We start from the raw sequence: 14,920 nt of genomic DNA on the forward strand, positions 1-14,920 counted from the left end.
ACGGGTCTTGCCGGAATCAAGGGCCGCCGCCAGGGTGCCATGGCGCCTCTTGTGCTTGATGACGATCTTCGTGAAACCGGGCCCGCCACGCTGATGGGCGGTAGCGGCCGGTGGTTTATCCCTGCTCCCTCGCCTCGTTTCTCCGCTCCCACGCAAAGGCAGGCACCAGAGCGATCGCGATGCTCGGGCTTCACACCTCGAGCGCGCTCCAGAAGTGGCCCCCCACTTCGTCGGCGGGATGCTTTGTGCGGTACGCGGACATCCCGTCGTCGCCCGTTATTTCACCTCGGTCTCCACGGGCATGGATGACTTCGCCCGTACGGTGGCGGCGGCCCAGGTCAGTCCAAGCCGCACGCCTTCGACGAGCGGTCTCTGGCTGCCGATCGCCCAGAGCAGGCCAGCCGCGAAGGCATCCCCGGCACCAGTCGCGTCCACTACCTCGGTGGGGACGGCGGGGAAATGCTCGGTGTCGCCTGCTGAATGTACGGCGATGCCGTCGGCGCCTTCGGTCACGATCGAGGTGATGTTTTCGGGAATGGTGGTGAAGTCATTGCGAGAGCCGATCAGGTACTGCATGGCCGGCGTCGTGCCCGGCGGGACGCTGGTGACCAGCGCTCCAGCGGCGGCCATGGCCTGGGCTGCGGAGGCGAACACGTCGTGCCAGGCGGCGAAGTAGACGATGTCGCCTGGCGCTACGGCAGAGGCGGGGATGGTGATCTCATGCAGGAGATCGGGGTGGATGCCGATGATGGTGCGCTCGCCGTCGGGTTCGATGAGCAGGACGACGGAGGACGTGTGTCCGTCCAGAATCTGGACGTGATCGACGTCCACCCCGGCTGAGGCCAGCGCCTTCGTCATCCTGTGGCCAGCGGCATCCGCTCCCACGTATCCCACCATGTGCACGCGGCCTCCGGCCTGACTAAGCGCGGTGGCGACGTTCGCGCCGGTGCCCCCGGGACGCTCGGCGCTCTCGGCGGCCTGGACGAAGTGACCGCTTGCTGGGAGGTGATTCACGTACAGGGCGAGGTCCCAGGCGATCGGCCCGATGATCCAGAAGTCAGGCATACAGAGACCGTCGCGTTGCCCGCAGTCCTTGCGCAAGCTTCTCCAAAGACGAGGGGAGAACGACTTGCGACGCCCAGGGAATGTCCACCGCGTCTTGGCGGCAGCTCAGGATGCCTCCGACGATTGCAGCCACGGTGTCAGTGTCCCCGCCCAGGCTGACCGCGTACCGCATGGCATCAACCGGTTCCTCGTGGAGGCCGAGCACATGCAGGACTGCTTCGAGCGTGTCCATGACATCCAGCGACACCCCGCCGGGGCTCGGTTCCCACTCCTCGACGGTGGAGACGCCGAAGTGCTCGAGCTCTTCCCTGGCGACCGCGATCAGTTCCCGGGCGGTGCAGGCTTCGAGTGCCCACGATCCCATGGCGGCGATCGCGCCGGCGGTGGCGATGGCTCTCGCGTCGGCGTGGGTGGTCTTGGTCATGCGCTCGACCAGTTCGCGGCGGTGCTGGGTCTCGGTGGCGGGGGTGACCCAGCCGATGGGCAGGACGCGCATCATCGCGCCGTTGGTGCCTCCGCCGTCTGCCGTGAGGGATCCGGTCGCTTCGAACCGCGCGACCGCTCGTCGCGTGGTCGGGCCGGCGCCGTGCATGGTGGGCAGTGCTGCGGCGAGGGCGGTCAGGAAGGCGCGTTCTGAGCCGCCGGTGCTGATCAGGTTCTCGGCGAGTAGGATGAGTTGTTCGGTGTCGTCCGAGGTGCTGCCGGGTGGCCAATCCCCGCGGGCGGTCAGGGTGTCGGTGAGGGAGATGTTCTGAGGAGGCTTCCCCTCCCACGGCACGCCGAGAGCGTCACCACAGCAGAACCCGACGAGCCCGTTCAGGATCCGCTCTGCGGAGGGGACCGCCTGGTCAGGGAACAACTGATCCAGCGCGTCGAACCCTCCCTGGACAACGAGCCGCCGCCCGATGTCGGCATGACGGACGCGCTCGCGGCCCTGCACGAGACGGGCGAGCGACAGATGGCCTGCCGCGATGTCGTACGGAGTGCCATGGTGCTTGAACTCGATCAGTGCCTGCTCGGTCAGCCGCCGCGCGCCCGGATGGTCGCCGTTGGTCAGGTGGATGTCGGCTTCGCTGTGCGTGATCTTTGCCGCCAGCAGGCCGTCCCCGAGATCGCGGGCCGTGCGGCCTGCTTCTGCCAGGCTGCGAGCTGCCTCCTTCAGCAGGCCGAGGCCGCACTGGGCCTTGCCCAGCCCATGCAGGGACTGGGCGACTCCGCGGGCGTCCTCGGAGGCTTTGCGGATGGCGAGCGCCTTGTTCTGGCTGTCCAACGCGATGCGCCAAGCGCCGGTGGCTTCGGCGACGAGGGCGGCGTCCTGCAGCAGGCCGGCGTGGAGCGCCTGGTCCCTGAGATGGGCAGGACGGGCCGCGACTTCCTGTAGTGCCTGGTTGATGAGGGTGTTCGCGCGGTCGACGTTGCCGGAGAAGTATTCGATCTCTCCGAGGAGCTTGAGCCACGGCGCCTGGTCGGCCGTGCTGTTCATGCCTTCGGTGGCGTGCCGGCGTCCGTCGGCAAAGCGCCCTTGGTAGAGCTCGATCTCGGCCAGCCGGAAGAGGAACCCGTGCCGCGCGTCTCCTTCCGCGAGGGCCAGGGCGGTCTGGGCGAGGTGTTCGGCCCGGTCGAAGTCGCCCCTGCAGAAGGCCACCTCGGCGCGGACGAGTTCGGCGTGGGCTGACCTGTGGGGCAGGTCGTTCAGCAGGGCTTCGGTCTGGTCCCAGTGCCCCAGCCCGAGGTAGGCGCGGGCGACCCGGTACAGGCAGCGGCCCCGGTCCTCGTCCCGATCGATGCGCAGGTCGCCGAGCAGGCCCGCCAGCGCGCGGCACTGGTCGAAGCGGCCGGTGGCGAGCCCGCGATCCATCAGGCTCACCCAGGCCGCCACGCCCTGCCCGGGGTCGAGATGGCTCAGATGGTAGGCGGCCTCCATCTCGGCGGTGAACTCCTTACCCTCGCCGTAGTACCGGGCTAGAACCTCGTGCGCGCGGCGTAGCTCGGCGGGGCGGACGTTCTGCAGAGATCGGCGCAGGATGTTGTGCATGGTGTACGCGTCGGACCCACTGGCCGTGCCCCCGCGCAACGGGGCGATGAAGGAGAACGCCGTCAGCCTGCCGAACGCGCTGCGGTCACAGGGAAAGTCCAGTGCCTGCCCCAGGCGGCGGAAGGTCTCGGCGGTGAAGGCCCGGCACGCGCTGACCGCGAGGATCCCGTACTCGGCTTCGGCTGGGGTCCATTGCAGCAGCCGGTGGGCGAGGTCGCGCTCCTTGTCCACCAGGCCGGAGAAGTCCGCCGGGCTCAGGCGTGCCCCTGCGGCGAGGGCGACGTCGGCGCACAGGCCCAGGAAGTAGGGGTGCACTTCGTCGGGGGCGGTGGAGGCGTACCCGACCAGGGCTGTTCGCATGGGCGGGTCGGTGATGCCTGCCATGCTCAGGTACTGGTGGGCGTCGGCACTCGTCAGGTGGCCGACCAGGCGCAGATCCAGATACCGGTCGGGGATCGGGAAGACGGGAGCCGACGGCCACTGCGGCCGGGTACGGCCCGCCAGGATGGCGACGATCCCGGCGCCCAGGTCGAGATGTCCCAGGAGGCAGCGTAGCCACTCGTCCCGCATCAGCTTGTCCGCGTGGATCAAGCTGTCCGGGTCCCCGATCGCCTCGCCGAAGAACGCCTCGTGGGTGTCGAAGAGCAGCACCATCCGCGGATGGTCGCCGGTGGCGTCGTTCAGGTCCTTGGCGAACAGGCAGGGGAGCTCGTGCAGGAGATCCGGCTCGGGGACGAGCGTGAGAATCCGCTCAGCGTCCTGCTGGGGGACACGGCGCTGTACCCGCCGGCGAGTGAAGACCTGGTCCATGCGCTCGTTGATCAGCTGGAACAGCTGCTGCCCCACGCGCAGAACCGGCAGGGACATGATGGCGTCGGCGATGTCCAGCGCGATGCCGGCCTCTGTCCGGGGGAACAGCTCGGGCACGCGGCTGGCGATGTCGAAGCCGAGCTTGTGCAGGTAGGTGATCGCGGCGAAGTCGAAGCGCGGGGTCGCGATGCCGTACCGGGCGAGCTGCCGTTTGAGCATGAACAGCCCGGAGAACGCTTCCTGCGGGCGGTTCTCACCTGCTGGCCGCGCTCCGAAATCGATCCGGGCGACCGGGACCCGCTCGCCACCCTCGGCCAGCTGCTCCAGTAGTTCCGCGTCGGAGACGTTGCGGACGGTCGTCCACCGTTCCGTACGTAGGCAGCACCGCTGCTCCAGGTGCCGCAACAGCAACGACTTGCCGTTGCCGCCCAGCCCGTGCAAGTAGAGGATCTTTTCCGACGCGGGGTCGTCATTGACGAGCGAGACGACATGCCGGGTCAGCTCGAAGCGATTCGCGAAGAGGTCGAGCGAACGGTCAGGAGCCACTACGGACTTGGCCGGGTCTTCTTCGAAGATCGGCACAGTCAGTCCTGCAATGGTGCAAATCGCATGCGGTTCTCCAACGAGGACGAAAATCGAGAAGGCATGACGTGATCCACGCGCCATGCCTTAGCCAGCCTGGCCCGGCCGCCGTACTCGGTTCTACACCGAGGCGACGTATCCCTCCACCTTCTCGGCTGAGAAGCGCGGCAGCGGTGGATTGTGACGTCGGGTTTCGGTCGTGAATCTTGCTGGGAAGTGGGCTATCGCCGGAGCCGAGCAGGTGGACATCAGGGCGATATTCGGTCGCCGAGGCTGTTGTGGCCTGACCATATATCGGCGGTTCAAATAGTTAATGAGAACGTATAACGCGTTTACCTCGCGTATCAGGACGTGCTTGACTTCCGCCTTGTAAGCCACACCCTCTGGGAGGGTTCATGGGGGAGTTCGTCGGGATCGATCCCCTCGGCGCAGACAAGCTCATCCGCCAGATGGAGATGGGGAAGGATGTCCTCGGCAGAACACGGCCGGGGCTCGAAGCGGCGATCGCTGAAGCCGGTGCGGACTGGGCCGGCCGTGCGGGCGTCACCGCGATGCACCGGACGTGGGCGTTCTTCCACGAGTCTCAGCAGGACCTGAAATGGCGCGTCGACACCCTCAAGCGGATGGTGCCGACGCAGCAGAAAGGCATGCTGACCGCCACCATGCCCTTCAGCAATCGGACGGAGGCAGCGCAGGCGGCCAAGAAGGACGCAGCCGCGATCACCGAGGCACTCAAACGCCACGACGAGCACCTGTCCGGGCAGAGCTGGGCCGAGGTGGAGAAGGCCGCGGCGGCGCTCAACGGACGCGTCGTTGATCCCGCCTACGCTGCGGCGCTGCTGGCGGCACTCGGCCCCACGAGATTCCAGAAGCTGTTCCGCGACTGGATGAACAACCGGGCCGCCGGAGATCGCCGAGGCCTGACCCCGGAGTCGGCCAAGCGAGCCAGCGACGGTTTGCCGGGCCTGCTCGCCAAAGCCTTCGCTAGCGCGGAGAGCTCTGGGCGGCTCGGGACCGAATGGCAGAAGATGGTCGAGACCGCGCCTTCGGACATCCTGACCGCCCTCGTCACGTCGGCTCCGCAGTCCAGCGCGTTCCTCACCAAGGTGGCGACCAACCTGCTGAACCGGCCGCCGAACTCCGACGCGTTCCCGACGGACCCTAACTGGAACCTGTACAACCTGGCCAAGGCGTTCGCGGCGAACCCCGAGGCCTTCCAGCGATTCCTGGCCGAGCACCCGAAAGAGGCGGGGACCATGCTCGACGCCTACACCATCAGGTCGAGCGGCGTCCCTGCCTATGAACAAGCGCTGGCAGAGGCGTTGGACGGGGCGTTGAAGCCGAACTTCGGGGTGGACGAGATCCGAGAGCGCGCCTGGATCAACGTCATCAACAGCATTGGGTCCGAGCACTCCCTCTGGATCGGCGGCAGTCTCGGCACCTTCCCCAATTCACCGGTCAGCCGTGTGCTGGCTAAGAACATCGGCCCCATCCTCGATAAGCTCGCACGAGGCCAGGCTGACCAAGCAGCTCGCGATGCCTACGAAACGGCCAAGGCTAAGAAAGCAAAGTATCCACCGGTACCGCTTCCCTACTTGGCGCCGCGAGCCCCATGGAACACGCTCGAGCCCGCGGTGACGGCCCGCTTCTTCGGCGCCCTTGCACAAGACCCTGTTGCATCGGAAACCTTGAGAAAGGCGGGTACGCAATACGTCGAGGAAATGGACATGGGCCGCTTTCCTCCCTTCGGTGCGGGCGACTACAATGCGGCAGCGTTTCGCAACTACGCCGAGCGGGCGGGAGCGCTGGCAAGCCTGATGCTGTCTGGGTCGGCCTACGCGGAATGGAGTGACGACCAGTATGCGGAGTGGCTCGCCGGGAACATTTTGATGCCGGTCGACTTCATGGATCAGTTCGTGCCGGTGGCAGGCAAGATCCCAGGCACTGGTAAGGCTAAGGTGCTCGATGAGGTCAAGGACCGATTGAAAAAGATAATCACGGATTACTTGGACGGAAAGACGCCGGCTACTGCAGAGACGGTCGCCGCGGACCTCGTGAATGCGCAGGTGGATGCGATGATCGACTCGCTGAGGGCAAACGGGCAGAGCCTGCCGACAACACTGGAGCAGGACGACTTGAGGAAGGCCGCCATGGGCCGCATGCTCGGAGCTGTGACCGGCGCTCTGAAGGTAAGAGGCGGTTGATCATGCCGACCAGAGAGCAACTGCTCCGCGAGGCAGCCGAGAAGGAGTCGCTTGCCGCAACGTTCGCTGGCGCGGCCAGAAGCATTGCTGCCACGTTCGACGGAATCCCGTTGCGGGCAAGTGAGAGCGAGCCCATTTGGAAGGGGGCGGCTGCAGATCGGTACCTGACAGATGCTTCCCACCTCAGGCGTGAGATGGCCGACCTTGAAGAATCGTGCCTGGCGACCGCCGAGGCCCTGCGGCGCCGAGCTGAGCAGTTCCGTAAAACCGCTGCGCTTCTACCCGATTTGGCGTGATCGGGCTCAGTCGGGGCGCGAGTAGCAATCGGTCTTGCCGATGATCGCGATATTGGGCTTGGGTTCCAAGCGGGCGAACAGTATAAAGGTCAATCGAGTTTCCGGATTGACCAGTACCGCAACGCTTGTGTCGTCCTCCCAGAGATCCAGATTATCGACGACCTCGTTATGATAGCCTCTGCTGAGAAGTTCGACTTTCAGTAACCCGATGAAGTTAATTGGGCTCTCCTTGGACGGGTCCGCGAAGTTGCCTTTGGCGACGTAAAAACGTCGCTCTTTACCGGGTTCGCAGGATGAGTTCCGGTCCGGGTCGTCCGCCCGCTCCTTCGTCAGGCTAGTCACGCGTGACTCAAGCCAGGCTGCTACCGCATCGCCATCGCTCACGAGCTTCTTGGTGGTCTCGGCCAACGGTGGTGGCTCCGGCTCTCCCGAGCAGCCCGTAAGAACCGCGAAACAGGCCAGTGCCGCGGCAGCTACCCTCAAAGACGCACCAAGGCGCACGATCGGACCATATCTGAGGAGACTTCGCTCGTACATCCGATCCGTCCCATCCATAGCAAGGGGGACTGTGTGGAAGGGTAGGGGCGGCGTTCACGGCATCCTGGTCGCGGCGCTGAGGGTGGTGATTCAAGAGATTGATTCGGCGCCCTTGCTTCGGTCGGCGTGAGAAGTTCGGCGCGAAGCTGCGGACAAGGCGGGATGGTGTCTGGCGAGGGCGTTGAAACTCCTGCCTCATTCCTTGAGGTCGAGAGCGCCGTATCCGACCCTGCGGGCGTGCTTGTGCAGATCGTCGACAGTGACATCGGTGTCTGGTTCGAGCTGGCGGCAGACACGTTCGAGGAACGTTGTCACTTCTGAGATCGTGCGGCGGGTCGCCGTTACGTAGGCCAGTGCCCGGGTGAGAATGGCCCGTTGGGCGTATGCGGCGTCGCGGTCCAGGATGCGGACGCCGTGGGCGTAGTGAGCGGTGCGCAGCGGCCCGCCTCGTACGCCGTCGAAGTACAGGCGCAGCCGCTCCTGTTTCTCGGTGTAGCGGCGGTCATCGCGAACCGACCGCAGGCCGCGTTCGGTGAGGGAGAGGGCATCGGCGCTGCCGTGCAGGTGGCCGATGCCGCCCAGGAAGCGCAACACACGGTCGACCATGTGCTCGGAGACGCCAAGGAATACGGCGATGTCCTGGAGGCGGGTGAACCCGCCTTCGGCGATGGCGAGGCCGACGTATCGGTCGAGGAGGTCGAACGGGCCGCGTTCCTCGATGGTCGCGGAGAGTTCCGCGGCGTGCAGGGGGAAGGCGAGCGCGTGGATGCGTACAGGCCGGATGCCGGGCAGGTCGGCAGCGTGTTCCAGGGCTCGGCTCTGAGCGTAGAGGATCGTGTCCGTCGACGTGCTGGTCATGGGTTCTCCCCGAGGCGTTGCGTGATCTCGCGGTACCCGTGCAGGTCCCCGGCGGGTCGCACGTGGTCGTGCAGCGCACACGCCAGGTCGCGGACGCCAGGGTCGCTGGCGTTGACAGCATCGGCCGACGCTGGTCCAGTTGCGAGCTACACCTGAACGCCTATCGGAGGTCTCGGAAGGCGGACGAGCTCTAACGAGCGTGTTGGCACAGGGCGCAGCGAACATGCGAGCCTGGAAACGAGGGGTTTGGAGCCCGCCAGCCTGATGAATAGACGGGACCCGATCCCGGCCCTATGAGGGGACCCGCGGACCCTCGCTAGGGAGAGCAACGACCAAAGACCGCGCACACGGCCCAAACGAGACGAAGGTCACGTTCGCCGGCGACTGAGTGGAGGACCAAGACTCGGGTCACCATCGTCGCAGGCACGCAGGATCACACTTTCGCTCACGTATCTGTGACAGCGTGGCACACTCCGTAAGAGGGGTCCGCCCATTGCCTTTGCCGCGGGAGTCCGATGTCAGACGTTCCTGCTCATGGCCGACATCCGGCCGTCGAACTACTCATGGACGCCGACAGGATGTGCCAGTACGTCGCGCGCTCCACCTGGCCCTCCGGGCTCGATCAGACTGTCGAGGACCTGGTATCCGAGGCGGACGCGTCCTGGCCGTCGCCGTCGCCGGGCACGGTGGAGGGGCAACTGCACGACAGGATCGCGGTGCTGTACTTGCGCCGGTACATCCGGGAGGGCCGGGAGCAGGACCTCGTGAGTGCGGTGGAACGGTACGAGAGGCTCTACGGCAAGCCGTCAGGCCCGCCTGCGGAGGCGTTGCTCGGCCAGGCCGGAACGTTGCTCCTGCCCGTACCCGAAGAGGCCGCGCCGGAGGCCGTGGACGCCGCTGCCGCCCTATTCGAGGCGGGTGCGGACTTCGCCACAAACGACGATGAGCGAAGGACCGCCCTGCGCAACGCCGTCGCGTTACGGGAGCAGCGCTACAGGCGTACCGGTGATCTGGACGACCTGCGCACGCTCGTCGCGGCCTGCGAGCGCGCCGCCCGCGACGAACCCGCGGACGGGGAGCACACGCCGGGCACTACCGCGATGCTCGGCTGGTGCCTCGCTCGGCTGCGGGAGCGGACCGGGGACCCGGCTCACGGCAGGGCCGCGCTCGCCTCCTGGGAGGAGGCCTATCGCCTGGCCGAGCGCGGCGCGCCTCTGTGGAACAAGGTTGTCGCCGATGCCTTCAACGAGGCCGTCGCGGTGTGGGGCGGCCGCGGCAGGGCCGGGGATCGCCGTCTCGTCGCGCGCTGGGGCGTTCGCGCCGCGCGGGTGGGTTCCCACGACGAGCTGTATCCCGTCGAGTACCACGCGGCGGTCATGTCCCGGCAGGCTTCGCCCGGTGCCCTGCGTGACGCCGCGAGGATGATGCGGGCGACGGCGCTTGCCAGCCCTCCAGGAAGCGGGGAACGCGCCCGCCGTGATCTCAACGTGCTGTCGATCCGTGACGACCTCTGGAAGATCGGCGGCAGGCAGGCGGATGTCGACGCGGTCATCGCCGATGCGCGTGCCCTGCTCTCGGATACGCGGGGCGTGCCCGCCGACAGTCTCCACACGGTCACCGGCTTGCTCGCGGAGCGTCTGCGCCAGCGTCACCGTTCGCGCCCTTCAAGCGCCGATCTGGACGAGGCGGTCAACCTGCTCGACACGATGCTGGCAATGCAGCGGCCGGAGGATCGGGAACCGTTGCTGCGCGAGTTGGCACTGTCCATACGGGACCGAATCGACCTCGGACCGACCGTCGCCGAGAGCCGGGAACTCGCGAGAATCTGCTCGCGTTGGGCGCACTCGATCGACGAGGAGGACAACCGGCGGCAGTGGATGGCCTGGACCGGCGTCCAGTTCATGCGCATCGCGCAGCGAAACGGCGGCCTGGGAGACCTGGAGGCCGCGATCACCCACCTGAACCTCGCGGTGCAGGGCGCCGACCCGTCCTGGCCAGGGTACGCAGCCGCGGCGGGGAGTCTGGGCTATGTGCTGTCGATGCGATTCGACCTGATCGGCTTCCCCGCCGTTGCCGACCTGGTCCGCGCCCAGCGCTGGTACGAGGAGGCGGCTCGGTCGCTGCCCCGCGGCTCCCATGACCGTCTGACCGCGCTCATGGGCGTGCTCGCGGCCGTCGAACGCCTTACGAGGTACAGGCCGCACAGGGACGAGGTGGATGACCTCGCAGGAGGGCTCTCCCAAGAGTTGTCGTCGGCGGACGAAGGCGACCCCAAGACACCGCGGCTGCTGCTGAGCCTCGCCGAGCTGCTGGAGAGACGCCATCTGCGGACCGGACGGGCAGAGACTCTGGATGAGGCTGTCAAGTACGCGCGGCGCGCGGTGTCGCGGGTCCATCCCGCCACCCGCGACGAATACCGCCAATTCGACGAACCCGTCATGCTCTACGTCCTCGCCCGCCTGCTGAACCGCCGCTTCGAGGCAGGCTCCAGGCCGGAAGACCGCGCCGCGGCGATGGCCGCCCTACGCAGAGCCACGCTGGAAGGCCTGCGCGGCAACCTGAAGTGGGGCTGGGAGGCGGCAAGGTGGTGGGCCGGGCTGGCCGCGGACGCCGAGGACTGGAAACAGGCCACCCGCGCGGCCGGCCTCTCGTTGCGGGCCGCACAGCGGCTGTACGCTGAGCAACCGGCCGCCGCCGCGCGCGAGTTCTGGCTGAGCCAGACCCTGCATGTGGCTGCGGACGCGGCGGAGATCTACGTGCGGGCGGGAGACCCGCGAGCGGCGGTCACCGCGTTGGAGCGTGGCAGGTCGGTCCTGTCCTCGGCGGTGCTCGCGGTCACGAGCGTCGACCTGGATCGGCTCAAGCGCGCTGACGCCGGCCTCTACGCGCGCTTCGTCATGGCGGCGGACGCGTGGATGGAGGCCGTCGCCGAGGACCGGGCGCATCCGCCTACCCCGGATTCCGGGCAGGTGTCATTCACGATCGATCTTGTCAGCATGCGCGGGCTGCCCGGCGGTGACGCGTCCGGTACCCCGGTGACGTCGATCGAGGAGATCCACGCGCTCTCCCGGCGCTTCGCCGGAGCCCGGGCGGACGGCGTGGGGCAGGCCGAGGTGGCTCTTACGCGGGTGGTGAACGAGGTCAAGAGCCGGCGGGGCTTCGCCGGGCTCTTCCGCGCGGTCCGTGACTCGGACCTGTGGCGGGCCGCGGCGGACGCTCCGCTGCTGTACCTCTCGGCCGGACTCGGCGGGGGAGTGGGCCTGCTGGTGCCGCCGTCGCCCGGGACCCGCCGATCAACGGCGCTCGACGTTCGCCTCCACCCGCTTCCGGGCCTCACGCGCGAGGTGGTTGCCGAGCTGTACGCGGAGTTCCGGCACGCCTACGAGCAGCGTCACGCGGACGCCGGGAACTGGCCCGCCGTACTCGGCAAGGTCACCGGCGTGCTCGGGGAGCTGATCCTCGGGCCGATGCTGGACGAGCTCGGGCGGCACGAGAAGGTGCGGCTGGTGGTCACTGGGCACCTGGGGCTGCTGCCCGTGCACGCCTCGTGGGTCCCCGACCCTACGGCGACGACCGGTCGGCGCTACCTGCTCGACGTGACGACGCCGTCGTACGCGCTGAACGCCAGGACGGTGGCGTTCACCCGCGAGGCCGCGGCGCGCCGTCCGGCGGGCCCCATGCTGGTCGTCGGCGAGCCGGGACCGGCCGGAAAGGAGGAGCGGCTCGTATGGTCGGCCACCGAGACCGCGCTCGTCCACGGCCTGGGGCCCGACGGCGAGGTCGTCTCCGCGCAGGAGGCCACCCGGAAGGCCGTCACGGAGCTCATCGCCCGCTATCCGGTGGTGCACTTCAACTGCCATGGGCGCTCCGAGCCCAGCCGGCCGCTGGACAGCGCCCTGGCACTGGCCGACGGGCCGCTCCGGCTGCGGGACCTGCTGAAGATCCGCCTCCCGGGCGCCCGGCTCGCCGTGCTGTCGGCCTGCGAGACCGCCACGACCGGGGCTGAGCTGCCCGACGAGGTCGTCGGGCTCGCTGGCGGGCTCATCCAGGCGGGGGTCGCGGGCGTGGTGGCCTCGGCATGGGCGGTTCCCGGGCGATCGACGGCACTGCTGATGGCGCGTTTCCACGAGGGCCTGAGCTCGGGTGGGCTGTCTCCAGCGGAGTCCTTGCGCAAGGCCCAGCGGTGGGTGCGGGACTCCACCAACGGACAGAAGTGCGACTACCTCCGCGACGGCTCGTCCTTGCCCGAAGCCGCGGCCCGTCGGCTATGGCGGTCCTACGCACTTGAAGAGCCGATTGGGCGGGACGTGTGCGATCCGGTCGAGTGGGCCGCCTTCGCCCTGGTCGGGGACTGACGAGGTCGGGGCTGACGAGGAGGAGCCATGATACCGATGGACACGCGTGAGGTGCTGCGCGCGGCGGAGCTCATCCGTCCCGAGCTGGCATGGCTCCTCGGCGACGCCGACATGGCCGCGCGGGTGGATCGAACGCTCGCGGCACTCCTCGAAGGCGGTACCGACGACGACGCTGACGAGGTGCTCATACTGCTGCGTGCCCATCCGGAGACCCGGCGCTGGTTACGGGCGTACCTGGGGAGTGTGGCTCAGGAGTCGCGGTGGGAGAGAGTTCAGGAGAAGGTGTGGCGGGAGGAAGTCCAGACAATGCCGCAGCCGACGCTCGAAGAGCCGCCGACGCCCGAAGAGCCGGTCGGCGAGCGCAGGATCACCGTGTGGGCGGGCGCGAGCGAGGACATCCCGCCCGTCCTTCGCGTCGGCGAGCCGGAGCTCCTGCGCATACGGGTAGGCAAGCCGGTCGGAGCCGATCTCGTGGACGATCCCGCCGCCGTGATCGGTGACGTGCCGCCCGGCGGGCTGCGGACCTCCTGGTGGCTCAGCTCCCGTACCGTGAGGTTGCCCGGCGGGAACGCCCCGGACGGGACGAACGGCGTCTGGAGTATCGGCTTCGAGTTGCTCATTCCCGAGCATACGGACAGCGAGACCGTCACTGTCGAAGCGATCCCCTTGGCGACGAAGTGCCGACTCGACATCCTGGTCCGCGTGGGCACCGAGATCTACAGGAAACTCACCGTCCGCCTGACCGCCGTCGGTCGGGGCAAGTGGCCACCGAAGCGGCCACCGAAGCGGCCACCGAAGCGGCCACCGAAGCGGCCACCGAAGCGGTCGGCACCGGCGATCAGCGCGGACCTTGCTCTCACGTCGCTAGCGCACACCAATCTCAGGCCCGGCAGGGAGTGGCTGACCGCTCCGGGGTCCGTACGGATAGTGGTCGGCGACGGCCGGGCGCACATCTCGCTCAACGACGACGAGCACGAGGACGAGAAGGACGTCCTGTGGAGCGTCCCTCCGCAGAAGACTTCCGGCCCGATCGCCAACGCGCGTAAGGCCCTGGAGAAGCTCAGAACCCGATGGAACGATCACCTGGAGGACATCGACAGGGACGACCTCGTCCAGCGTCTGCACGACTTCTCCGCGCACTCGGGCTGGCTTGGCTCGACCGGCTGGAGCGAGGCCCACGAACGGCAGTGGCGGCTGATGGCGGTCGGCCCAGAGCTGCGCGAGTTGGCGGTCGCGGGCCGCGCGCTCTACGACTCCTACTTCCCCAGGAGCACAACCCAGCGTGAGTGGCTCGACAGATCGCCTTTCGGACAGCGGGTGACCATCCTGTGGCTGGACACCGCGGGTGGCAACTGGCAACCGAACGTGCCGTGGGGGCTGATGTACCTCGCCGACGTGCCCCTGCCCGACGAGCCGGTGGATCCCTGGGGGTTCGCCGCGCTGCGGTTCCGACTCGCCCACTGGGCCTATCCGACCTCCGCGTCCTCCAAGGCGCTCGGAAGCCTGGCCATGCCACGCGTCGTCCATGCCCTCTACCAGGGCGGCCATCCAGCGGACCAGGTGGCGGCCGAGGCCGGATGGCAGCGGAGCCGGCTGTCCGGCCGGCCCGGCCAGCTCGTCGTGCCGGGCGAAGGCGAGCCGCCGCGGGCCGCCCTGCTGCGGCTGCTGCACCGCCCGCCGGAGGGCCTGCGCGTCCTGTACTTCTACTGTCACTGCAGCGTCGGCAGGGGAGAGGATCCCGTCCTGAGGTTCGGCGGCTCCCTCGCGGACGACGACCTGATCAGGCGCTCAGAGCTGGGCTCGGATCCCCTGGAGGAGAGCCCGCTGGTGTTCGCGAACGCGTGCACGACCTCGGCGGCCGACCCCTACTTCGCCAACGAGTTGCAGTCCACCTTCTTCCGGCGGGGCTGCCGGGCCTTCCTGGGCACCGAGGCCAAGGTCCCCACCGGTCTGGCCAGCCGGTTCGCGGCGGTGTTCTTCCATTTCTTCTTCCGCCAGGTGGACGGCCGACCGGTGGCCGCGGGCGAGGCCGTCGCCCACGCCCGCCGGTTCCTCTGGCTGCAGTACGCCAATCTCGGCGGCCTGTTCTACAGCTATGTCAACCAGTACGAACTGTTCATGGCAGATGACAACGAGGTGCGGGCCCTGCGGGCCGGTCGATGAGGAGACCTCCATGGA

The 14,920-nt window shown here is 68.0% G+C and carries 8 protein-coding genes; 4 read left to right on the forward strand and 4 right to left on the reverse strand.

Going from position 1 to position 14,920, the window contains the following annotated elements:
• Nucleotides 1-276 precede the first annotated feature (276 nt).
• Nucleotides 277-1,065 carry a carbohydrate kinase family protein gene (locus tag HD597_RS55950; RefSeq protein ID WP_253756488.1) on the reverse strand — a complete coding sequence of 263 codons (789 nt, stop codon included), beginning with the start codon at nucleotides 1,063-1,065 and terminating at the stop codon, nucleotides 277-279.
• Nucleotides 1,058-4,492, reverse strand: a complete 3,435-nt coding sequence (locus HD597_RS66335; RefSeq protein WP_253756490.1) for an ADP-ribosylglycohydrolase family protein — start codon at nucleotides 4,490-4,492, stop codon at nucleotides 1,058-1,060. The genes HD597_RS55950 and HD597_RS66335 overlap by 8 nt, the downstream gene beginning before the upstream one ends.
• A gap of 395 nt (nucleotides 4,493-4,887) precedes the next feature.
• On the opposite strand from HD597_RS66335, the gene HD597_RS55960 reads away from it, so the two are divergent.
• Nucleotides 4,888-6,696, forward strand: coding sequence for a hypothetical protein (locus HD597_RS55960; protein WP_253756492.1), 1,809 nt, complete (start codon nucleotides 4,888-4,890; stop codon nucleotides 6,694-6,696).
• Nucleotides 6,697-6,698: 2 nt separating this feature from the next.
• Entirely contained in the window at nucleotides 6,699-6,992 is a 294-nt protein-coding gene (locus tag HD597_RS55965) for a hypothetical protein (RefSeq protein WP_253756494.1), read from the forward strand.
• Nucleotides 6,993-6,998: 6 nt separating this feature from the next.
• On the opposite strand, the gene HD597_RS55970 is transcribed toward HD597_RS55965, so the two are convergent.
• The gene (locus HD597_RS55970; RefSeq protein ID WP_253756496.1) at nucleotides 6,999-7,493 is read right to left on the reverse strand and encodes a hypothetical protein; all 495 of its coding nucleotides are present in this window, start codon (nucleotides 7,491-7,493) and stop codon (nucleotides 6,999-7,001) included.
• A gap of 231 nt (nucleotides 7,494-7,724) precedes the next feature.
• Complete coding sequence (locus HD597_RS55975) at nucleotides 7,725-8,387, reverse strand: hypothetical protein (protein WP_253756498.1); 663 nt, start codon at nucleotides 8,385-8,387, stop codon at nucleotides 7,725-7,727.
• Nucleotides 8,388-8,902: 515 nt separating this feature from the next.
• Here HD597_RS55975 and HD597_RS55980 point away from each other — a divergent pair.
• Both HD597_RS55980 and HD597_RS55985 read left to right on the forward strand, forming a co-directional pair.
• Nucleotides 8,903-12,742 (forward strand): CHAT domain-containing protein, encoded by a 3,840-nt coding sequence (locus HD597_RS55980; RefSeq protein ID WP_253756499.1) that lies wholly within the window; start codon nucleotides 8,903-8,905, stop codon nucleotides 12,740-12,742.
• A 36-nt stretch (nucleotides 12,743-12,778) separates the two neighbouring features.
• Complete coding sequence (locus HD597_RS55985; RefSeq protein ID WP_253756501.1) at nucleotides 12,779-14,905, forward strand: CHAT domain-containing protein; 2,127 nt, start codon at nucleotides 12,779-12,781, stop codon at nucleotides 14,903-14,905.
• Nucleotides 14,906-14,920 lie beyond the last annotated feature (15 nt).

Source organism: Nonomuraea thailandensis (genome assembly GCF_024172165.1).
Lineage (GTDB): Bacteria > Actinomycetota > Actinomycetes > Streptosporangiales > Streptosporangiaceae > Nonomuraea > Nonomuraea thailandensis.